The organism is Schnuerera sp. xch1 (genome assembly GCF_019931165.1).
Taxonomy (GTDB): domain Bacteria; phylum Bacillota; class Clostridia; order Tissierellales; family Tepidimicrobiaceae; genus JAIOUP01.
The window spans coordinates 1-21,215 of sequence record NZ_JAIOUP010000012.1 but is presented as its reverse complement, the minus strand read 5'-3'; the positions used below and the strand labels follow the sequence as shown (position 1 = coordinate 21,215).

General features: G+C 29.8%; 23 protein-coding genes and 1 rRNA gene. 9 read left to right on the top strand and 15 right to left on the bottom strand.

The window, feature by feature from the left end:
* Positions 1–24: 24 nt before the first annotated feature.
* On the bottom strand, positions 25–309 hold the full coding sequence (gene rpsF, locus K8M07_RS09090) for a 30S ribosomal protein S6 (protein ID WP_223378017.1): 285 nt from the start codon (positions 307–309) through the stop codon (positions 25–27).
* A 210-nt stretch (positions 310–519) separates the two neighbouring features.
* On the opposite strand from rpsF, the gene K8M07_RS09085 reads away from it, so the two are divergent.
* From K8M07_RS09085 to K8M07_RS09055, 7 genes are read left to right on the top strand one after another with little or no spacing between them, the layout of a single operon-like run.
* Complete coding sequence (locus tag K8M07_RS09085) at positions 520–1,443, top strand: substrate-binding domain-containing protein (RefSeq protein ID WP_223378015.1); 924 nt, start codon at positions 520–522, stop codon at positions 1,441–1,443.
* A gap of 16 nt (positions 1,444–1,459) precedes the next feature.
* Complete coding sequence (gene pstC, locus K8M07_RS09080; RefSeq protein ID WP_223378014.1) at positions 1,460–2,320, top strand: phosphate ABC transporter permease subunit PstC; 861 nt, start codon at positions 1,460–1,462, stop codon at positions 2,318–2,320.
* Positions 2,317–3,135, top strand: a complete 819-nt coding sequence (pstA, locus tag K8M07_RS09075) for a phosphate ABC transporter permease PstA (protein ID WP_223378012.1) — start codon at positions 2,317–2,319, stop codon at positions 3,133–3,135. Before pstC ends, pstA begins: the two co-directional genes overlap by 4 nt.
* Positions 3,128–3,880, top strand: coding sequence for a phosphate ABC transporter ATP-binding protein PstB (gene pstB, locus K8M07_RS09070; protein ID WP_223378010.1), 753 nt, complete (start codon positions 3,128–3,130; stop codon positions 3,878–3,880). Before pstA ends, pstB begins: the two co-directional genes overlap by 8 nt.
* A gap of 26 nt (positions 3,881–3,906) precedes the next feature.
* Entirely contained in the window at positions 3,907–4,254 is a 348-nt protein-coding gene (locus K8M07_RS09065; protein ID WP_223378008.1) for a phosphate signaling complex PhoU family protein, read from the top strand.
* An 11-nt stretch (positions 4,255–4,265) separates the two neighbouring features.
* On the top strand, positions 4,266–4,931 hold the full coding sequence (locus K8M07_RS09060) for a response regulator transcription factor (RefSeq protein WP_223378006.1): 666 nt from the start codon (positions 4,266–4,268) through the stop codon (positions 4,929–4,931).
* A gap of 2 nt (positions 4,932–4,933) precedes the next feature.
* Complete coding sequence (locus K8M07_RS09055) at positions 4,934–6,016, top strand: sensor histidine kinase (protein ID WP_223378004.1); 1,083 nt, start codon at positions 4,934–4,936, stop codon at positions 6,014–6,016.
* Positions 6,017–6,033: 17 nt separating this feature from the next.
* On the opposite strand, the gene K8M07_RS09050 is transcribed toward K8M07_RS09055, so the two are convergent.
* From K8M07_RS09050 to K8M07_RS09020, 7 genes are all read right to left on the bottom strand, one after another.
* Positions 6,034–7,230 (bottom strand): PLP-dependent aminotransferase family protein, encoded by a 1,197-nt coding sequence (locus K8M07_RS09050; protein WP_223378002.1) that lies wholly within the window; start codon positions 7,228–7,230, stop codon positions 6,034–6,036.
* A 179-nt stretch (positions 7,231–7,409) separates the two neighbouring features.
* Entirely contained in the window at positions 7,410–7,622 is a 213-nt protein-coding gene (locus K8M07_RS09045; protein ID WP_223377994.1) for a DUF951 domain-containing protein, read from the bottom strand.
* A gap of 164 nt (positions 7,623–7,786) precedes the next feature.
* On the bottom strand, positions 7,787–8,053 hold the full coding sequence (locus K8M07_RS09040) for a DUF3343 domain-containing protein (protein ID WP_223377992.1): 267 nt from the start codon (positions 8,051–8,053) through the stop codon (positions 7,787–7,789).
* Between the two features lie 14 nt (positions 8,054–8,067).
* A complete protein-coding gene (gene yedF / locus K8M07_RS09035; protein ID WP_223377991.1) occupies positions 8,068–8,673 on the bottom strand; it encodes a sulfurtransferase-like selenium metabolism protein YedF in 606 nt (201 codons plus the stop codon).
* 263 nt (positions 8,674–8,936) lie between these two features.
* On the bottom strand, positions 8,937–9,566 hold the full coding sequence (locus K8M07_RS09030) for a hypothetical protein (RefSeq protein WP_223377989.1): 630 nt from the start codon (positions 9,564–9,566) through the stop codon (positions 8,937–8,939).
* Between the two features lie 15 nt (positions 9,567–9,581).
* Entirely contained in the window at positions 9,582–10,187 is a 606-nt protein-coding gene (locus K8M07_RS09025) for a CvpA family protein (RefSeq protein WP_223377987.1), read from the bottom strand.
* A 20-nt stretch (positions 10,188–10,207) separates the two neighbouring features.
* Positions 10,208–11,284, bottom strand: a complete 1,077-nt coding sequence (locus K8M07_RS09020) for a DUF5711 family protein (protein ID WP_223377985.1) — start codon at positions 11,282–11,284, stop codon at positions 10,208–10,210.
* Between the two features lie 123 nt (positions 11,285–11,407).
* Between K8M07_RS09020 and K8M07_RS09015 the strand changes: the two genes are divergently transcribed.
* Complete coding sequence (locus K8M07_RS09015; RefSeq protein WP_223377983.1) at positions 11,408–12,853, top strand: PLP-dependent aminotransferase family protein; 1,446 nt, start codon at positions 11,408–11,410, stop codon at positions 12,851–12,853.
* Positions 12,854–12,890: 37 nt separating this feature from the next.
* On the opposite strand, the gene K8M07_RS09010 is transcribed toward K8M07_RS09015, so the two are convergent.
* Positions 12,891–13,688 (bottom strand): alpha/beta fold hydrolase, encoded by a 798-nt coding sequence (locus tag K8M07_RS09010; protein WP_223377981.1) that lies wholly within the window; start codon positions 13,686–13,688, stop codon positions 12,891–12,893.
* A 28-nt stretch (positions 13,689–13,716) separates the two neighbouring features.
* Positions 13,717–14,730: a hypothetical protein gene (locus K8M07_RS09005; RefSeq protein ID WP_223377979.1), complete on the bottom strand. Its 1,014-nt coding sequence runs from the start codon at positions 14,728–14,730 to the stop codon at positions 13,717–13,719.
* A 427-nt stretch (positions 14,731–15,157) separates the two neighbouring features.
* Between K8M07_RS09005 and K8M07_RS09000 the strand changes: the two genes are divergently transcribed.
* Positions 15,158–15,805, top strand: a complete 648-nt coding sequence (locus K8M07_RS09000) for a TetR/AcrR family transcriptional regulator (RefSeq protein WP_223377977.1) — start codon at positions 15,158–15,160, stop codon at positions 15,803–15,805.
* Between the two features lie 94 nt (positions 15,806–15,899).
* On the opposite strand, the gene K8M07_RS08995 is transcribed toward K8M07_RS09000, so the two are convergent.
* The 5 genes from K8M07_RS08995 to rrf all read right to left on the bottom strand — a co-directional run.
* A complete protein-coding gene (locus K8M07_RS08995) occupies positions 15,900–17,390 on the bottom strand; it encodes a BCCT family transporter (protein ID WP_223377975.1) in 1,491 nt (496 codons plus the stop codon).
* Positions 17,391–17,489: 99 nt separating this feature from the next.
* Positions 17,490–18,806 carry a betaine reductase selenoprotein B gene (gene grdH, locus K8M07_RS08990; protein ID WP_223377973.1) on the bottom strand — a complete coding sequence of 439 codons (1,317 nt, stop codon included), beginning with the start codon at positions 18,804–18,806 and terminating at the stop codon, positions 17,490–17,492.
* A gap of 12 nt (positions 18,807–18,818) precedes the next feature.
* Positions 18,819–20,144, bottom strand: coding sequence for a glycine/sarcosine/betaine reductase component B subunit (locus tag K8M07_RS08985; RefSeq protein WP_223377971.1), 1,326 nt, complete (start codon positions 20,142–20,144; stop codon positions 18,819–18,821).
* Positions 20,145–20,266: 122 nt separating this feature from the next.
* Positions 20,267–20,746 (bottom strand): glycine/sarcosine/betaine reductase complex selenoprotein A, encoded by a 480-nt coding sequence (gene grdA / locus K8M07_RS08980; RefSeq protein WP_223377969.1) that lies wholly within the window; start codon positions 20,744–20,746, stop codon positions 20,267–20,269.
* Positions 20,747–21,139: 393 nt separating this feature from the next.
* Positions 21,140–21,215, bottom strand: a 5S ribosomal RNA gene (gene rrf / locus K8M07_RS08975); the annotation flags it as partial.

Below are 21,215 nucleotides of genomic sequence, written 5' to 3'. Positions count from 1 at the left end.
AAAACACCACCTTAAATTAATTGACTACTTTTCTTCTCTAATTATCATATGTCTTATTATACTGTCGGTGATTTTGCTTATTCTATCTACCTCATCTACAACTTCAGGGGTGGATTCGAAGTTAACAATAATATAGTATCCTTCTGTTAAGTCATTTATTTCATATGCTAACTTTCTATTCCCCCACTCATCTACATTAGAAATAGTACCATCTTTTTCTATGATACCTTTTAATCTATCAAATAGTTGATTTCTTTTTTCTTCTTCTAGACTTGCCATAAAAATAAACACTGCTTCGTATTTTCTCATGTTTTTCACCTCCTTTTGGACTATCGGCTCTAATTAAGAGCAAGGATTTACTTATAAAGTATATCATTAATATGCTTTTCATGCAATAAATATTATTTTTATATACTTAAAATTTTACATAGATTTTACATTCTATATGCAACAGATTTTACATTCTCTCTGTAAACTTATATTGAAAATAAAGATATAACGAAAGGCAGGTATTATATTATGAAAAAAATATGGAGTATCTTTTTAGTATCAATCATGACAATGACTATTATAGCTAGCTGTTCAAATGATAATACAGCTAAAACAGGAGATAACACAAATTCTCCAGCTAAAAATAGTGAAAGTAATTTTGATGCAAGTAGTACTATAAATGTAGCAACTAGAGAAGATGGTTCAGGAACTAGAGAAGCGTTTACAGAAATAGTAGGAATATTAGAAAAAGGTGAAAATGGTAATGAAACAGATAGAACTTATACTGAAGCTGTTGTTCAAAACAGCACCAATGCAGTTATGACCACAGTAACTGGTGATGAATATAGTATAGGATATATTTCATTAGGCTCTTTAAATGATACTGTAAAAGCTTTGAAAATAGAAGGAGCAGAAGCTACTGCTGAAAATGTACAAAATAACTCTTATAAAATATCAAGACCATTCAATATAGCATATAAAGGAAAACTTAACACATTATCCGAAGATTTCTTAAACTTCATATTAAGTACAGAAGGTCAAGAAATTGTATTAAAAGAAGGTTATGTACAAATTGGAAATGATTTAACAGCATATGAAGCAAATGGTGAACAAGAAGGTAACTTAGTAGTGGCAGGTTCCACTTCAGTAACTCCAGTAATGGAAAAATTAGTTGAAGCATATCAAGAAATTCACTCAGGAGTATCAATCGAAATTCAATCCACAGGCTCATCAGCTGGTATGCAATCAACAATGGAAGGTACTGCTGACTTAGGGATGGCATCAAGAGAACTTAAAGAATCAGAACTCGCTGAATTAACTTCAGAAGTAATAGCTCAAGATGGTATTGCAGTAATAGTTAACAATTCAAATCCTACAGAAGACCTAACCCTTGAAGATGTAAAATCAATTTATACAGGTGAAACAACTGAGTGGAATGCGATGGTAAAATAGAAATGAAGGTGAAAAAATGAGTTCAAAATCCTTTGAATATTTTATGAAAGGTGTCTTTCTAATTAGTGCAGTTATATCTGTAGTAGCTATAATTCTTATATGTTTATTTATATTTACTGGAGGTATTCCTTTTATACAGGAATATGGTCTCAAACATTTTCTTCTTGGAACTGAATGGAAACCAAGCAATACGCCTCCGTCCTTTGGAATATTGCCAATGATAATGGGTTCAATTTATGTTACTATAGGTGCAATAATTATAGGAGTTCCTATAGGTGTTTTGACAGCAGTATATTTGTCAAAGTTTTGCAATAATAAGCTATATAAATTATTAAAACCAGGTATCAATTTAATGGCTGGAATTCCTTCAATAGTGTATGGATTTTTTGCTTTAGTTGTTATTGTACCAATTATAAGAGACATATTTGGAGGAACAGGCATGAACATTCTTACTGCCTCCATTTTACTTGGAATCATTATACTTCCTACTGTTATAAGTATGTCAGAGGCTTCCCTTAAAGCTGTACCTGAAGGCTACTATAAAGGAAGTATTGCCCTTGGTGCAACGCATGAGAGAACTATTATGTCGGTAATACTACCTGCTGCAAAATCAGGTGTATTATCAAGTATAATATTGGGAATTGGTAGAGCAATAGGAGAAACTATGGCAGTAATATTAGTAGCTGGAAATCAAGCTCGTATGCCTGCTAGAATTACAAAAGGGATAAGAACTCTTACTACTAATATAGTAATTGAAATGGCATATGCTGCTGATGAACATAGAGAAGCTCTAATAGCAACAGCTGCAGTATTGTTTATATTTATCCTAATTATCAATGGAACCTTTCTAATTGTCAGAAGGAGGAGTAAAAATTGAGTAAAGTAATACGATTTGCTGTAAAACTATCAGCTATTATAACATTTGGCGTATTGTTCTTCATGATTGGTCATATTTTGATAAGGGGTATACCAAACCTAACTCCGTCTTTGTTTGGATTAAAATACACAACAAAAAATATATCACTGTTCCCTGCTATAATTACTACTTTAATGCTAGTAGTCCTTACACTTTTAGTTGCAACACCTATTGGTGTATTTACAGGATTTTACCTTATAGAATATGCAAAAAAGGGTAGCAAATTAGTTGAAATAATTAGAATAACAACAGAAACATTATCAGGAATACCCTCAATAGTATATGGATTATTTGGTATGTTATTCTTTGTTATATATCTCGATTTTCAATATTCATTATTAGCAGGTACTTTAACAGTTGTAATAATGGTATTGCCTTTAATTATAAGATCTACTGAAGAAGCTTTAATGTCTGTTGATGATTCTCTTAGAGAAGCAAGTTTTGGACTTGGAGCTGGTAAACTACGTACTATTTTTAAAATAGTTCTTCCTGTAACTATGCCAGGGATCTTATCAGGAATCATTCTTTCTGTAAGTCGTATTGTTGGAGAGACTGCAGCATTGATATTTACTTTAGGAACTGCTACAAAAATTCCAAATAGTTTTTTCTCATCAGGACGTACTCTAGCCCTTCATATGTATGTGCTTTCCACAGAAGGAATGCATGTAGATGAATCTTATGCAACAGGAGTTATACTATTGCTTGTAATATTAATTATAAATGTTTTATCTACATTACTAAGTAATAAATTGACAAAGGAGAATCGAAATGAATAAATTTGTTATAAAAAACATGAATTTATATTATGATGATTTTCATGCTTTAAAAAACATAAATATGAATATCCATGAGAAAAAAATAACTGCTCTTATAGGTCCATCAGGATGCGGTAAATCTACTCTATTAAAAAGCTTAAACCGTATGAATGATTTAGTTGAAAAATGTACAATCAAAGGAGATATCCTTCTTGATAGTGAAGATATATATGCTGAAAATTCTGATGTAAATCTACTAAGAAAAAGAGTCGGCATGGTATTTCAAAAACCTAATCCATTTCCAATGAGTATATATGACAATATTGCGTATGGACCAAGGACCCATGGAGTAAAAAATAAATCTAAACTAGATGAAATTGTTGAAAAAAGTTTAAAATCTGCAGCAATTTGGGATGAAGTAAAGAATGATCTCAAGAAAAATGCTTTAAGGATATCTGGTGGACAACAACAGAGAATTTGTATAGCAAGGGCACTAGCTATTGAACCAGAAGTATTATTGATGGATGAACCAACATCTGCCCTTGATCCTATTTCTACTACAAAGATCGAAGAATTGATACAAGAATTAAAAAAAGACTATACAATAGTTATAGTAACTCATAATATGCAACAAGCAACTAGAATCTCTGATAAAACAGCCTTTCTCCTAAATGGTGAACTGATTGAGTATGATAAAACTGTTAATATATTCTCTGTACCAAAAGATAAGCGTACAGAAGATTATATAACTGGTAGATTTGGTTAGTGAATAAATTGAAAGAGGTGACAATTATGAGAAGTAAATTTGATAGAGAATTGGATTCGCTGAACAATGAATTAATTGAAATGGGTAATTTAATCGAAAGCTCCATAAAGATAGCTGTAACAGCTCTCAAAGAACAAGATGTAGAATTAGCAAAGCGAATAGTAGAAAACGATGATGAAATAGATAATATTGAAAGTCATATTGAAAAAAGATGTATGAAGCTATTATTGCAACAGCAACCTGTTGCAAGTGATTTAAGACTTATTTCATCTTCTCTAAAGATAATTACTGATATGGAAAGAATAGGAGATCATGCAGAAAACATCGCAGAATGGGTATATTATGCAATAGAAGGAGATCATTATGAATATTAGGAGTTGATTATATGCCTTTGATATACTGCATTGAAGATGATGAGAGCATAAGAGAGCTTGTAGTATATGCTCTCAAAAATAACAATTTTGATGCAAAAGGTTTTGAAAATGGAAAAACTTTATTTGATAATCCTATTCCAGATCTAATTATATTAGACATTATGCTTCCAGGTGATGATGGCTACGTTATTTTAGAAAGATTAAAATCAAATTTTAAAACATCAAATATTCCTATTATAATGCTTACAGCAAAAACTAGCGAATTTGATAAAGTTAAATCCCTAGACATGGGAGCAGACGATTATGTTGAAAAACCTTTTGGTATTATGGAATTAATATCTAGAGTAAAAGCCGTCTTACGCCGCAGTAAAAAAATAGATAGATCTACAGAATTAACCTTTAAAGAAATTTACATTGATTACGACAAATATTTAGTTTCGGTTTCGCAAAAGGAAGTATCTTTAACTCATAAGGAATTTGAGTTATTATATTATCTAATCAAAAATCAAGGTATAGTCCTATCAAGAGATAAAATAATGAATGAAATATGGGGATTTGATTTTGAAGGAGAAACAAGAACTATAGATGTGCATATTAGAACACTGAGATTAAAACTTGGAGATGCAGGTAAATATATTAAAACTATTAGAAATGTAGGGTATAAACTAGGAGGTTAATCATGGAGAAAAAAATCTATCAAAATCTTGCAATAGTCGCGACTGTCACCGCAATTATTACTGCTAGCGTTACTGCATTTTTATTTTATGATTTGTATAATGCTAATATACTCAATAGAAATATTAATTTTGTAACCAAATTTTTATATACACTCCCTGTTATTACAGGTGTTTTAGTATTTATTCTAATATTACTCTATTTTGTTGCACATATATTGACTAAAAGTATTATAGAACCTATAAGCATAGCCACTAAAAATATAGAAAGTATATTATCTGGAAGAGATGAAATAAAAAATATTGAAGTCTATGAAGAACTTAATCCCTTTATGGAAACTATTCAAACTCAAAAAAAAGAAATAGAAACCTATATACTAAAACTTAAAGAAGCAGAAAAATCCAGAAGGGACTTTACTGCTAACATATCCCATGAATTAAAAACTCCTCTTACTTCAATAAATGGATTTGCTGAAATGCTATCTACTGGTAATGTAAATAAAGAAGATGCTATTAAATTCGCTAATATAATTCATAAGGAAGGTATCCGTCTATTAGAACTAATAGATTCAATCATAAATCTAAGTAGAATTGAACATGAAACTGAAAATAAAAAAATGGAGATTATGAATATTTCAGATATTGCTAATGAAGTAGTATCTCAATTAAAAGTCAGAGCTAAAAAGAAAAATTTAAGTTTAAATATTATAGCTGAAAATACCTCAATTCAAGGCAGTAGAAGAATGATAAGAGACTTGCTATATAATCTTATCGATAACTCAATAAAATACAATAAACTTAATGGTAAAATTGAGGTATTTATTAAACAAGTAGACGATTATTGTGTAATTAAAGTCAGGGATACAGGAATAGGTATACCCCATGAACAACAAGAAAAGGTATTCGAACGCTTTTATATGGTAGATAAAAGTAGATCTAAAAAAGTAGATGGTTCTTCAGGTCTTGGATTATCAATGGTAAAACATATTGTGAAATATCACGGCGGTAAAATATCTTTAAAAAGTAAAATTAATGAAGGAACAGATATCAAAATACAATTACCTATAAAAAAATCTCACCTCAATTAATTGAGGTGAGATTTTTATTAAGCATTTTCTTTTGACAATGCTTCTCTTATAACTTCTCCTAATCTTTTTACTCCTTCAACTATTCTTTCATCTTCCATATTTGAATAATTCATTCTAAAAGTATTTTCATTACCTCCATTAGGGAAGAATGACCCTCCTGGAACAAAAGCTACATCTTTTTCTAAAGCTTTTTTACCTAAATCTCTTGCATTTATATGTTCTGGTAATACTACCCACGTAAATAATCCACCTTCTGGATTTGTATATTTTACTTCCTCAGGAAATTCTTCTTCCATTGTTTTTATCATTAAATCTTTTCTTTTCTTATATACTTTCTTTATTTTTTCAATGTGTTTTTCTATATCATACTCTTCTAAGAATTTTGCTACTTCCATTTGAGATATTGTACTGGATTGTAAGTCAGCTCCTTGTTTAATCATAATAAACTTATTGAGTACTTCAGGAGCTGCAGCTATCCAACCTAATCTAAGCCCTGGTGAGAATATCTTTGAAAAAGTACCTAAAAAGATTACTCTTCCCTCTGTATCGTAATGGAATACAGATGGTAATTTTTCACCTTCAAATCTTAATTCACCATATGGGTTGTCCTCTACTATTGCTACATTATAATTATTCGCTAATTCCACTAATCTCTTTCTTCTTTCAACACTCCAAGTCTTTCCTGATGGATTTTGGAAATCTGGAATAGCATAAATAAATTTTGCATTCTTATTTTCTTTAAGAGCCTTTTCTAAATCTTCCATTATCATTCCATCATCATCTGTATCTACTTCTACAAACTTAGGCTCATATGCTTTGAAAGCATTTATAGCTCCTAAATAAGTAGGACTTTCACATATTATTACGTCTCCAGGATTGATAAATGCTTTGGCTACAAAATCTAACCCTTGTTGAGACCCACTAGTAACTAGAATATTATCTACACTAACATCAGCTTCAACTTTAGCCATTCTTTCTACAATTTTTTCTCTTAGTGGTCCAAATCCTTCAGTAGTACCATACTGTAATGCAGATGATCCATTCTCATCTAATACCTTTTGTGCTACCTTTTTCATTTGATCAATAGGAAATAATTCTGGAGCTGGTAGTCCACCAGCAAAGGAAATAACTTCTGGTCGTTGAGTAAGCTTTAGCATCTCTCTAATTTCAGATGCCTTCATGTTGCTCATTCTTTTTGCATAATTTAAAGACATTAAAGCACCTCCTAAAATATTTATAAAAACGTTTTCATGCTAATATTGTAACAAATCCCCTCACCTATAGTTTACTATTAAATTATAAAATTGTCTAATGTTTAAATACAATTTAAACATCAATAAGCTGTTTTCCAACTAAATTTTAATAGAAAACAGCTCTTATCCTTCATTTTTCTTTACTTATAATTGAATATGCTAATCCATTTATCGTCTACTAAAATCTTTCTTACTCTTTTCTCAAAATCTATTCTAGGTATCCAAATCTGTCTACCGCATCCTAAACATTTTAACTTAATATCTACTCCAGTTCTTATTATTTCCCATTTATTCTCTCCACAGGGATGAGGTTTTTTTAAAGTTATTACATCTCCCAACTCATATTTTAACATCTTAATACCTACCTCCTAAGATTTATTATTGTATATAACCATCTTTGGATATGGTATTTCTATACTCCATTGCTCCATTAACTTTGTTTTTGCAACCATATTAGTCATTATACGTAAAAGTTTTTCTAGTAATTAGATATACTATCCATATGTTTTCTCTTATACTAGTGAAGTTTCTCCGCCTTATTTCCTTCATTATCTTTTATGATCTTAAAAATCCCTTCTGTTTCTAAATGATTATCCTCAATTATATTTCCCACTTCTTTTATATCATCTAAATTGAACTTAATAGCTAAACCACAACTATGGGTTATTTCTCTTGGAGTCGGTATAGTTCGATATTTAATATTATGTCTATTAAAGATGGTATCAGCTTTAATTGCATATTGCGTAGATTTAAAGGCAACCACTCCAAACTGTCTCTCTTTCATTATAACATACTCTCCTATCCTATGTTTACTGTATTTGATGCATTTTTTAATCTTTCATATATTGTATACATATTTGATATCTCTCCAACTTGAAGCTTATCTTGAATTTCATAATAATCCAAACAAGTTCCACAAGAAATAATTTCTACTCCTTTAGCTTCTAATTCCTTTAAATCTTCTAACACTTCTGAACCCTCACAAGTTAGATGAACTCCTCCATTATAAAATATCAATGTAGAAGGATATGGGGTTGCTTCGGTTAAAGTATATATAAAGGATTTTATAAGTATTTTACCTAACTGTTCAGAACCTTTCCCCATTGTATCCGAAGCAAATACTATGGTTACATCCTTTGAATTGCCTTTAGTTACTTTATCGGACTTTTTCTCAATTTCTTCTTTATCCCCTTTAGTTATAGTTATATGATATTCATTATCACTTTTTGCATCAACTTCATATTCGTATCCTAAACTTTTAGCAAGTTTTGAAACATTATCTTTCGCTGCTTCATTATCAACTATAGTTGTTATCATACCTTCATTTATATTATCTAATTCTTTTTTAGTCATTATAACTGGTTTAGGACAAGCCTGTCCTGTTGCGTTTATTTCTTTTTTCACAATAAATCCCCCTATTCTTTTATTATAAGTATATTATACTATTCCTTACTCATCATGCTTAATAAATAATTTTTATATATCGATAATAAACTATAAAAAACATCTATAATCACATTTATCTTGCTTAAAGAAACTGGATCTGATGATAATGACTTGAATGAAATATTTCAAGTCATAAGAAATGAACCTCTAGAAAATTAGTAGAGATACAAGGGAATAACGGGGAAAAGGTAGAAATATTTGTAGAATAATCCCAAATAGGATTATTCTTTTAATTTTTTTATATTGTATATGATCTTTATTCCAATACCTATCAATAACACTGGGAACAGATAAAATATAAATTGCCAAAATCCAAATTTTAACATGGTTTGAGATGATAATAAAAACAGTAATGAAACAATTACCATAACTGTTCCTAAATTTCTAGGCCATTCTATACCAGACCCTCTATATCCTAATAGATATATGATATAAAAGGCAATTCCAAATATTAGATATAATGTCCAACTTACATCTGTAGAAACTAATTCCTCAACCAAATTATGGGTCCCAAAGGCAAGTAACATCATTCCAACCATTAAAAGCGACCTATTCTTTTGTTTAACATAAAGCGTCAAAGAAATAATTCCAAATATCAATAAGAATAAAAAGCTTTTAATATCTATTCCAACAAGCATATATCGATCTAGGATAGATATCAATGAAATACCTAGTAAAACTAATCCTAAAACTAAATATCCCATGTGTCTCTTCATCAAATATCCTATTAAAATTGCTATAGATAACAAAAACAATAACCATTCAAATGTTAACACATCTAAATTTAACAATAAAAATAATATACCTACAAATACTAGAAATACACCAAATAGATAATCTTTAGCTTTCATATACATCCCTCCCATTTAAATATAAGTCTTGTTAGATAAAATTTCTATCATTAAATTTAATAAATTAAGATCTTTCAAACAACTAACAATCAAGGAATTGTATACACCTTCTCCTATCAAAGATTCTGGAGAAAACGTAGCTATAGAAGTTAAAATTAAAGTTATAAAATATACTATAAATATTCCTTCCATCAATCCAAATATTATACCCCCTACTTTATTTAACTGCTTCAATATTGGCACATTCAATATAAAAGAAAATAATCCTAAAATTAAATTCATCAAAACACTAACCAACCAAAATATAAATATTATTGATAGAAGTTTAATTATTATTCCTACTAATTCTCCTGACATCAAATTTGGAATAAAATTAGGATTATCTTTAGCTTGTGAATTAAATAATATGCTAAGAATTATTTTAGTTATCCCCTCAAATATTCCATAAGCTGCAGGACTACTAATTATATATTCATGTACAATAGGGTAAATTTTAATAGTTATCAGTATCGATAGTATAGTTCTTATGATATTAAATATAGATAAAACTAATCCTAATCTTAATCCCTTGAATACAGAAAATAACAAAATTAAAATTATAATTACATCTAGCCAATTCATACAAAACACCATACTTTCATTTAAATTGAGACTATATCAATTCTATTTTCATATACTATTATCAAATTTTGTCCTCCATTTAATACTTTAAGTATAGATTCTTCAGATTCATATTTCAATACCTCTTTTCCTTCTTTCAGTCCTATAATATTGTTAGGTCCATATATGATCATATATTCATTAAAAGGAATACTTTTCCTATATTCCTCTAAAAATGAATGTTTATATTCAGATATTCCATCAAAGGATATATTCTCAAGAGTATTACCATAAAGTATATTTATACCCTTTTCATTTATATATATATCTTTTATCAATTGATGATCTTTTTGCCATAAAATACTACTATCATCAATGGAATACAATCCCTTATCCGTCATTACAATTAAAGTATCATCTTTAATAAAATTTAAATAAAAAACAATTTCATTATCTAAATATGTGGTTGATAAAAATTCACCTTCCATATTATAGGCTTGAATTTCAGATCTAATACTATTGCCTTTTAAATTTAATGTCGCAAAAGCATATTTGCTATTACTCCTATTTATACAATAAGTAAGAACATTATCACCTTCAACTAATTTATTTTGAATCATTTTTCCATTAGTATCTAATATGTTGATTCCTTCATTATCATCTTTTTTTACATGTAACAAAATATTTTTATTACCCTCAATTACATTCCTAACTTCAGTCTGTAACTGAAACTTACTTATTGTTTCTCCTTTTGTATTTAATGAGTATACATTTCCTGTTAACGCCTCATATACATATATGCCTTCATCTCCAAATGTCACCTCAGGACTATTTAAATTGAATTCCTTCTCCCATTCTTTCGATCCTTGTGTATTATATCTTACCAATTTATTGTCCATCCATACTATAATGCTATTATCATAATAGGCGATATCATCTATACTTTCTTTCATTGGAATAGATCTAATAACTTCTAAATCTTTTCTTACCATTGAAGTATTATTAATGAAATTTATAAATTTTTCTTGATTTTTACTACTGGAGAAAAATAATATAACGCCAATCAATACTATAACAAATAATTTAAAGCCATTATTGCTTTTCTGCTCTGCCTTCATAATATCCACCTCTGTTATTATAATTCTTTATTTTTTCATTATATCCTTTAAATTTATTGTAGTTATTTATTTTTATATTTGATATAATAAATGTACCCATACATTTAAATGGAGGTTTTGAAAATGTATATAGATAAAAATTTAAATATTCCACTATATATACAATTATACAATAGATTTAAGGATATGATTGAAGACAATGAGTTAAAAGAAGGAGAAAAACTTCCTTCTATTAGAAGTTTAGCAAATAAATTAAATGTAAACAATATCACAGTAGTAAATGCATACAAAGTTTTAGAACAAGAAGGTTATATCTATTCTATAAAAGGAAGTGGAACCTATGTTAGAAAAATTAATTATAACATAAATATTCCTTATATGGAAGATGGAGATATTGAACTTATGGTAGGAGGTGTTCTACCTATATCTAAAAATAGTATCAACTTTGCTTCTGTATCTCCTACTCCTGAAATATTTCCTATAGGGGAATTTAAACAGGCTCTAGTCGAAGTCTTAGACAGAGATAAAGGAAATGCCTTTACATATCCAGAAATCAGTGGATATGAGCCTTTTAGAGAATCCATATCCTCTTTCCTATATGATAATTATAATATGAGGATAGATAAAAACCAAGTGTTAGTTATTTCCGGTGGGCAACAAGGAATAGATATTATAACTAAAACCTTAGTTTCTCAAGGAGATTGTATATTTGTCGAAAATCCAACCTATTCAGGAGCTATTGCTGCTTTTAAATCTAGAGGAGCTAAAATAATTGGAATACCTATGTTGAATGATGGATTGGACCTTGACATACTAAATAAACATATTAAAAGATACCATCCTAAATTTATATATATGATGACTAATTATCAAAGCCCTACTACCTATTCTTATAGTCAAGAAAAAAAGAGAGAACTCATTAGACTGAGTAAAAAACATAATTTCTATATAATTGAAGATGATTTTTTAACAGACTTAAATTATGATAAAGACAAAAAATTACCATTAAAATCAATTGATAATTTAGATCAGGTCATATATGTAAAAAGTTTTTCAAAGATATTTATGCCTGGAGTTAGAATAGGTTTCATGATGGTACCTCAAAGACTATTTACAAGTATTATAAGAGCAAAACATACTACAGATATTTCTTCTTCTGGATTTCTACAAAGAGCGTTTGATTTATATTTAAGAAAAGGATTATGGAAAGGTTATATAAAATCCATAAAAAAGGTATACTCAGAAAAATATAATACTATGATTAAGGAATTAGAAAGATTAAAAAAATATGGACTCTCTTTTATTGAACCAAATGGAGGGCTTAGTATATGGATTAAACTTCCAAATGAAATAGAATCCATAGAATTATACGACGAATGTGTTGAAAATAACGTAACCTTTGTTCCTGGTAAGATATTCTTTATTGATAATAACATATATTCTAACTATATTCGCTTAAGCTTTGGAGCTGTGTCCAATGAAGAAATAATTCAAGGTATTAAAATTATAGAAAATTTATTAAGGAAAAAATTTGATGAAGACAATAATAAATATTTACCCTTTGTATAAGTGAAATATAGAGGTAGACCTCTATATCTACCTCATATCATATTTCACTTAAAAAATCCATTATCATAGATATATATTCATTTGGTTTTTCATATAAAGCAGCATGACCTACATCTTTCATCACTATCCACTTTGAATTTTTTATCTGTTTATGCATAAGCTCTTGGTACTTAATTAATGTTATAGCATCAAGTTCTGAACTAATTATTAATGTAGGAACTTTAATGTTATTCAATCTATGAGATACATCATAATCTAAAGCACTACTTAAATTTCTTATAAATCTATCACTCCATTTCTTATTTAATATTTTAGAAATTATTCTCTTTTTTCCCTCAACATCAGAAAATTTTTCTTCATAATAATTGTATGAATACATATATGGCAATACAATAGAAGAGAAAATCTCGCCATTTAAAGTAGATGCAGCATACCCCCATCCCTTCCCAAATTCTTTCATTATTCTCGTAGTATAACTATCCGTATTCGTTAATATTAAAGATTTAATCATATGTTGATAATTAAGAGTAAATGTTAAAGCTACCTTACCCCCATAGGACATTCCAACTAAATGAATTTTATCAATTCCAATCTCATCTAAAAAACTTTTTAATATTTCAGCTTGAGTTCTCACAGTATATTCTTCTTCACAACTATCAGATCTCCCTTGATCCAATAAATCTATAGTAATCATTCTATAATTCTTGGATACAATTTTAGTAAAATGTCCCCAACTACTGGTATTCATCATTACTCCATTTAAAAAAACTACTGGTTCACCATTACCGTATTCCCTATAATATATATTTTTATCTTTTATCTTTATATATGGCACTAGATCATCTCCTGTTTTATATTTAGTATCAGTATAGCAGAATCAATAACATCATTCCAAGGCCTATTAGTCCAAAAATAGGATATATTATCCCTACTAAATTCGCAAATCCTAACTTAGCCAAAGGTATAGCAGATATACAGAACAATGCTGTATATAATAATCTATTTTTATATTTTGATATTTTATTCATAAATCCAAATCCATTAGCCAGAGCGGTGGTAAACATTGCAATCCAAAGTATTATAGAATATACTTTCCTATAATTTTTACTAATATAACTACACATCTTAAGCATTGGGATATCTAAGGCATATGTTTCATTATAATATATAAGCATAGAAATCAATATTGATACTCCAAGAATAAATAATACAGTTCCTCCAACTGTCGCACCTAAAATAGCTGTTCTTACATCTTTTATCAAAGGAAGTAGAGATGAAAAAACTATAATGATTATCAAAGAATTTGAACCAAAATATAGTAAAGCAGAAGATAAAAAGTTCCCTTTTTTAGTTAAACTTACTCCTTCTATATTGGAAAAATTAAATTCTTCTCTTATATTAAGATAAGATGATGTAAATAATATTCCTATAATAAGTAAAGGTACTAGTATAGAATTAATAAATGATAATCCTTCTAATTTAAATAAAAAAACTATAAAGGAACAAATTACCATAACCAAAATTCCAATATCTAATAAAAGTCCTAATTCTTCTTTAAATATAGCTCCGCTTCCAGATATCATAACACTGTATCCAGTAAACAGAGAAAATCCAATAATAGTATTTAAGATGAATCTGGACTTTTCACCAAATAATCTAATAGTTAATTCATCTAAATTCTGTATTTTATTATTATATATTTTTATAAGCATTAAACTCCCTACTACAGAAAATAATATTCCGACACATATCATTCCCAAAATACCTTTAATTCCATATACTGCAAAAAACTCTATTATCTCTCTTCCTGAAGCAAATCCAGCTCCTATTACCGTACCTATATATATAGATGCAATTTTGATCCAATTTTTGTTCATAACAAATCCACCTCTCTGATAACTAATCTATTATCAGAAGAGCTTTTCCTATAACTGATAAATATTATTTAATAAAAAAATACCTCCAAGTAGATAATCTAATTTAAATTAATTAGACTGTCTACTTTGGAAGTATCATATCATATCACACTGTCTAGTTTTTTTGTAGACTAACATCATCAGCTCTAAATCTTTTACACATAATCTAATATATCCTGCCAATCTCATTCCTGCCCATCTTAAAACCTTGTTTTGTCGTTCTTTCTTTTTAAACTCTTCATCTGTATGATAACATAATCATATTTATAATTAAACTATGCCTGTTAAATTTTTATCTTTTTTTACTTTAATTATCACTTTCTTCATGTTATGATGTTATATATGAGCTATATTTATCTTCATAATATAAAAAAGACAGGTGAAAAATATGGATAAGAGATTTTTAAAAAGAAAAAGAACTATGACTTTCTTTATTGATGCAGCGGATGAAATCATAAAAGAAGAAGGTATAAACAATGTTACAATAAGAAAAGTAGCTGATAAAGCTATGTATAATAGTGCCACTTTATATAATTATTTTGAAAATCTGGATCATTTAATTCTATTTACTGCTATGAGATATATAAAAGACTATGCTTTTGCTTTGCCTAAATACTTGAAAAATGCAGATAATGCTTTAGATAGGTTTATCAAGGTATGGGAATGTTTTTGCGATTTTGCATTTAAAGATCCCGAAATATATTATGCAATCTTTTTTGCTGATTTAAGTAATAAGCCCGAAGAGTATATTGCCGATTATTATAAACTATTCCCCGAGCAACTCATTGAATATGATGGGCTTTCTACAATGCTCTTAAAACGTAACATATATGAACGAGGGATGACTACTATAAGTGAATGTGTTAAAGAAGGTTTTATAAGAGAAGAGGATGCTGAAACTCTTAATGAAATGGGTACTCTTCTATTTCAAGGCATATTATTACAAGTAATAAAAGGAACAATAGATCGTAATACTGCTGTTGAGAGGACAATGATGTACATTAAAGTCACTCTTAATTCTCTACTTATTAAATAAATGCATAGGATGATTCTATTGTCTCATTTTGATTGATAATATATTATAAAATAAAAAAAACTCTATTTCGACCTACGAAATAGAGTTTTATACTCTATACTTCTTCTCTAAACGCTTTTATAAGTGATACTATTGCTAATAACATTACAAAAATAAATGGAAAAGCTGCAGCAACAGAGGCTGTTTGCAAAGCTTCTAATCCACCTGATAGTAATAACGCTGCCGCAAATAAAGATTGCACCAATCCCCATAAAACTTTTTTGCTATTACCTGGATTTAAATTCCCTTCAGAAGTAAACATCCCTAATACGAATGTAGCAGAATTCGCAGACGTAATAAAGAATGTACATAATAATGCTACTGCAACCAATGATAGTACACTTCCTAAAGGATATTCTCCAAGTACCTTAAATAGTGCTGTTTCTGGAGCTTGAGCAGCTATTGATAAATTTTCTAATCCAATTTTATCGGCTAAATTTATTCCCATGGATCCAAATGCAGAGAACCAAATAACTGAAGCTAAAGCTGGGGCTAAAATAACTCCTGCAATAAATTCTCTTATAGTTCTCCCTTTAGATATACGAGCTATAAAGCTACCTACAAAAGGTGCCCAAGCTATCCACCATGCCCAATAAAATATTCTCCAATCATTTAACCAAGTATTATCTCCAAATGCACTTATACTCAAACTATCTGTTATAAAATTATTGATATATTGTCCTAAACCATTGGTAAAATTATTTATTATTACTAAAGTTGGCCCTAATATCATCACAAGAACAAGTAATCCAAATGCTAAATATAAATTTATATCACCTAAAGCTTTAATCCCCTTATCTATACCTGTTACTGCAGTCCAAATAAATAAAAATGTAATAACTGCAATTATTAACATCTGAATTAATGTTGTCTCTGGAATATTAAAAAGATAATTTAATCCGCTATTAATTTGTAAAGTACCTAATCCTAAGGATGTAGCTACACCTGCTACTGTAGCAAAAGTTGCAAGAATATCTATTAACTTACCTACTGGTCCCCTAACTCTTTCTTCTCCAAATAAAGGTATGAATATACTACTTATCAGACCAGGTTTATTCTTTCTAAATTGGAAGTAAGCAAGAGCAAGACCTATAATAGCATAATTCGCCCATGGGTGAAATCCCCAGTGCATAAAAGATGATTTCATTGCAAAATTTGCTGCTTCTACTGTTCCAGGCTCTATTCCTCCTGTAGGACTAACAAAATGAGAAATTGGTTCCGCTACTCCCCAAAATACAAGCCCTATACCCATTCCTGCTCCAAATAACATAGCAAACCAGGATGCATTACTATATTCAGGTTTAGAATCATCGGATCCAAGCTTTATATTACCGTATTTACTAAAAGCTAGTATAACAGAAAATATTACAAACACTAACATAGATATCAGATATGACCAACCAAAGTTATTAGTTAAAAAACTTAATAAGGAATTTGAAAAGTTTGCAAAACTTGTCTGTCCTATTATACCCCATAAGACTATTATGATAGATAAACCAAGAGACATATAAAAAACTTTATTATCTTTCTGCTTTGCATCATTCATTTTCTTACCTCCTATCAATTATAATTAAATGTTAATGTTTTAACTACGCTTTTCTTTAAAAAGGGTGATAAAATTTTATCACCCTTTTTAATTTATAAACTAAATTTTAACTTTAAATACTGTTTGCTCTTTGACATCCATAGTTAATGCGTCTAAAGCTACTCCAACTCTATGATATCTTAATTTCCATTGTTCTTCCTTTGATGTGCTTGGATCTCCTAATGGATAAGGTATCGATATTGTTGGGACCATTTTGTTGGAACCAACAGTTTTAGCTACAGGAATTAAATTTGCCATTTGTACTATTGGTATACCTGCACGTTCAATTTCTTTTACCATTGTTGCACCGCAACGTGTACAGGTACCTCAGGTAGAAACTAATATAACTCCATCAACATTTGTTTCTTTTAAATGTTCTACTATTTCTTTACCCATTCTAGCAGCTTCTCCTTGGGTAGTTCCTGTTCCAACTGTGGAATAAAAATAGTCATGAACTTTTCCGATTTTTCCTTCTTTTTCATAAGCTCTCATAACATCCAATGGAACTATTACATTTGGATCTGCATTTGCTGCTGCAGGGTCGAATCCAGCATGTATAGTCTTGTATACTCCGCTTTCTAATCTATCTAAACCAGATATATTGTATTTACCCCATCTAGTGGCTGATGCAGATTGAATTCTGTCTGGGTTATCAACTGGCACTATACCACCAGATGTAACTATGGCTATATTTGCTTTTGATAGATCCTTTATAGGTTCGGCTATTGGTACCATATCCTGCTCTGGTATTGGAAGTTCTGTTTGGAACTTTTCTCCACGAACCTTTTTAAGTAACATATCAATAACTCTATCAGCAGCAGTTACAGGGGGTTCTAACCATACTTGACGTCTTATACCTCTTCCATAGTATCCTTCTTCTTCAGCAGATAAAAGAACTTCGCCATTCAATATCTTTTTACCAAAATTGGCCATTTTCTTAATGTCTTTTCTCATAGCAGCTGCGCTAGCGCCGCCTTTGAATATATATATATGTTCATGGAACATTTCTACCCCAGGATTTTCTTCATTCATTGAAGATATAACTGGAACATCAAATTTTTCTTTTACAGCTTTACCAATGTGACCACAAGCACTCCCATATCTACCTGCTCTAAATGCTGGGCCTGCAAAAAATATGTCAAAATCTTTATCTTCTAAGTATCCTAATATAGTTTCTATTGCTCCATCAGTATTAGAACCCATATAATTATCACCACAAATAACTGTATGAGTAACTTCTACATCTTCTCCTAATCTTTTTTGTAATTCCATTGCTGGACCTACTAAGCCCTCTCTTATTTCAGGAGCAATATCTGCTTTTTCTTCTCCTCCAATTTGACCAAAAAATTGATTTATATAAAGTATAGCTTTTTTCATTTTTACACCTCCTTAAAATTCCTTCATTGTCTTAGGTGACCAACCAACAACTTGATCTCCACAGAACATAGAGTTGTTTTCCATAATAATGGAACCGTCTTCTCTAACAGATGGTCCAAGAATTTCGTCTCCTTCCCATCCACCAGATAATCCATCTCTTCCTAATGATTCCAACTCCCCTAGTACTGTTTCCATAGGTGGAAGTTCTATTAATTGAGATACATCTCCACAGGATACAATTGCATCAGCTTTAGGATCTAAAGTAACTAATGGTTGAGATTTTCCATCTCTACCTGTACATTCATTGGTTAATCCTATAGTTTTAACACCTGCATCCTCTAATGCAGCTATACATGCTATGAAATCTGCATCAGGATTACCATATCCTTCTTCAGCAACAATCGCACTATCTGCTCCTAAGGATTTAGCCATTTGAGCGACAAATAAGGCAGCTCTTTCTTTCTGCTCTAATGCAACATTTAAATTTGACATGATAATTCCTAAAAAGTTCAATGTTTTTCCGTGTTCCTCATATAATTTCCTTATTACAGGGAAATTTTGAAAATCATAAGTTGCCCATTTTGATGAACAAGGCATGAAACTTCCAGATATTATAGCTCCATCTAATACTTCATTTGGATGCATGAAAGTTGGTAGCATTCTATTAGTATCCCATCCATAGATCAAATCATTATATCCTAACTCTTCCATTTGAGATTGAGGTTGTAATACTAAAACGACAGATGGTAAATCGTTTTCTTCTTTTGAACGTTTTGTTACAGGCTCTAATTCAAATGTTTCAACCTTTTCAGGCTCTAAATCTTTTACACATGATCCAATATATTCTGCCAATCTCATTCCTGCCCATCTTAAAGCCCTGTTTTTCTTTTGTTGTTCTCTCTTTTCAAACTCTTCATCCGTATCAGCTACTAACACAATATTCTTTAATTGAGAATAATAAGTATATTTTGCTCCTTCTCCACTCATATCAATAAGCCCATCTTGGAATCCACCCCAATGTTTTCCCACAACTAGTACACTACAATCTTTAAGGGCTAATGTTCTTCCATTTCCAGATTGCATTAAATCTCCTGTTACTCCTGGGAATACTGGACCTCCTTCTACTCTAGTTCTAGGTTCTATTGCTTCCTTCACCGGTACCAATCTTACGTTATGTCCTGGTTTAACAATAAATAGATCTGCTTCAGTAATATGCTCATCTTCTTTTACTACATCTAAGGCTTCTTCCTTGTTAACTGTTAATACGCCATTTGAATAAGAAGTTTCATCTCCAAAGACTATATCTTTGACATAAAAATTACCTAATTCGAGTTTCATTCCTTTACACTCCTTTCATTATCATACATTGGATAGTATATTTTAAAAAATAAATAAAAGTCTATAAACTTTATTTGTATGTTCAAACTTCATAAATTCATTTCATTTTATATTAAAAAAAATTAATCATTGAATTTAGTATATTCATCTCTTATGCTTTTAACTTCTTCTATTATTTCATCAACATCTAGAACCATTTCCATCATACCTATTTGCTCGTCATAGACATTTGAATCTACAGCTTCTTTGAATTCTGGCTCTACTGCGTGATAAACTCTAAGTCCTAACTGGACTCCTGCTAATGGACCTGCAAAAGTTGGATCTCCTGCTGTAACTGTTTCAGCTGCTAATCCAGCTGCTTCAGCTTCAGCTCCACCTATTAATACGATCATGTTCTCAGCACCATATTTTTCAGCAAGTTCTTTAACCCTCTTTTGATTTTCTAAGTCCATTGCTCCTGCAGCAGTTCAGACAAAACATTCAGTTGATGAAAATACTACTTCAGCATTTGTAGTCTTTATACATTCTTCCATAGCTGGTCCTGGGATACCATCCCTATCGCCAATTATAATTACTTTTTTATCAGCATCAAATAGTGACATTTAAACACTTCCTTTCTTTTTTTAATATTATCAATCGTATAATATCATAATTATGATTATAATTCAATCATAATTTGTTAAATATTTATCCTTTTAGTTCTCTTTATTTTTTATTCAATTGTCTCTTTTCATATCTTATGTTATGATGCAGAAAGCTATACAAGATAAATATAATTAAACGTTATCTATGGAATAAATAATAGTATATATGCATGATAAGTTAATTAAAAAAATTATGACTTATTTCCTAAAGAACCTATTGTTTTTGATGGGCTTTCTATAATACTATTAAAATATCATATATATGAACGAGGAATAATTACTATAAAGGTTTGTTTGAAACACTAAAAAAAACCCTACTTCGACCTACGAAATAGAGCTTTTTATCTATGTACTTGGCAGCGTCCTACTCTCCCAGGGCGTCTCCACCCAAGTACCATCGGCGCTGAGAGGCTTAACTTCTGTGTTC

Coding starts and splice junctions, on each gene's coding strand:
- pstB (WP_223378010.1), top strand. CDS start 3,128: ATGAATAAATTTGTTATAAAAAACATGAATTTATATTATGATGATTTT.
- K8M07_RS09050 (WP_223378002.1), bottom strand. CDS start 7,230: ATGTCTTTAAATTATGCAAAAAGAATGAGCAACATGAAGGCATCTGAA.
- K8M07_RS09040 (WP_223377992.1), bottom strand. CDS start 8,053: ATGAAAGAGAGACAGTTTGGAGTGGTTGCCTTTAAATCTACGCAATAT.
- K8M07_RS09065 (WP_223378008.1), top strand. CDS start 3,907: ATGAGAAGTAAATTTGATAGAGAATTGGATTCGCTGAACAATGAATTA.
- K8M07_RS09030 (WP_223377989.1), bottom strand. CDS start 9,566: ATGAAAGCTAAAGATTATCTATTTGGTGTATTTCTAGTATTTGTAGGT.
- K8M07_RS09060 (WP_223378006.1), top strand. CDS start 4,266: ATGCCTTTGATATACTGCATTGAAGATGATGAGAGCATAAGAGAGCTT.
- K8M07_RS09025 (WP_223377987.1), bottom strand. CDS start 10,187: ATGAATTGGCTAGATGTAATTATAATTTTAATTTTGTTATTTTCTGTA.
- K8M07_RS09005 (WP_223377979.1), bottom strand. CDS start 14,730: ATGAACAAAAATTGGATCAAAATTGCATCTATATATATAGGTACGGTA.
- pstC (WP_223378014.1), top strand. CDS start 1,460: ATGAGTTCAAAATCCTTTGAATATTTTATGAAAGGTGTCTTTCTAATT.
- K8M07_RS08995 (WP_223377975.1), bottom strand. CDS start 17,390: ATGAATGATGCAAAGCAGAAAGATAATAAAGTTTTTTATATGTCTCTT.
- K8M07_RS08985 (WP_223377971.1), bottom strand. CDS start 20,144: ATGAAACTCGAATTAGGTAATTTTTATGTCAAAGATATAGTCTTTGGA.
- K8M07_RS09085 (WP_223378015.1), top strand. CDS start 520: ATGAAAAAAATATGGAGTATCTTTTTAGTATCAATCATGACAATGACT.
- rpsF (WP_223378017.1), bottom strand. CDS start 309: ATGAGAAAATACGAAGCAGTGTTTATTTTTATGGCAAGTCTAGAAGAA.
- K8M07_RS09020 (WP_223377985.1), bottom strand. CDS start 11,284: ATGAAGGCAGAGCAGAAAAGCAATAATGGCTTTAAATTATTTGTTATA.
- K8M07_RS09000 (WP_223377977.1), top strand. CDS start 15,158: ATGGATAAGAGATTTTTAAAAAGAAAAAGAACTATGACTTTCTTTATT.
- K8M07_RS09045 (WP_223377994.1), bottom strand. CDS start 7,622: ATGTTAAAATATGAGTTGGGAGATGTAATAACTTTAAAAAAACCTCAT.
- K8M07_RS09055 (WP_223378004.1), top strand. CDS start 4,934: ATGGAGAAAAAAATCTATCAAAATCTTGCAATAGTCGCGACTGTCACC.
- K8M07_RS09015 (WP_223377983.1), top strand. CDS start 11,408: ATGTATATAGATAAAAATTTAAATATTCCACTATATATACAATTATAC.